At 66.5% G+C, this 236-nt stretch carries 1 protein-coding gene; it reads left to right on the top strand.

Annotation, left to right across the window (positions count from 1 at the left end; genetic code table 11):
* Window positions 1-236, top strand: a 236-nt coding sequence (locus PUR53_RS00855; protein ID WP_329907037.1) for a GTP-binding protein, incomplete at both ends; no start/stop codon positions are given.

The following is a 236-nucleotide window of genomic DNA, read 5'->3' as shown; positions in this document are numbered from 1 at the left end:
TTCGGCGTGGGCAAGACCACGTTCGTCGGGGCCGTCTCGGAGATCAACCCGCTGCGTACCGAGGCCGTGATGACGTCCGCGTCCGCGGGCATCGACGACCTCACCCACACCGGGGACAAGACGACCACCACGGTCGCCATGGACTTCGGCCGCATCACCCTCGACCAGGACCTGATCCTGTACCTGTTCGGCACCCCCGGCCAGGACCGCTTCTGGTTCATGTGGGACGACCTGGT

It is taken from the genome of Streptomyces sp. SP18BB07, assembly GCF_036322545.1.
Lineage (GTDB): Bacteria > Actinomycetota > Actinomycetes > Streptomycetales > Streptomycetaceae > Streptomyces > Streptomyces deccanensis.
The sequence above is the reverse complement of the archived record's forward strand: the minus strand, read 5'-3'. Positions and strand labels throughout refer to the sequence as shown.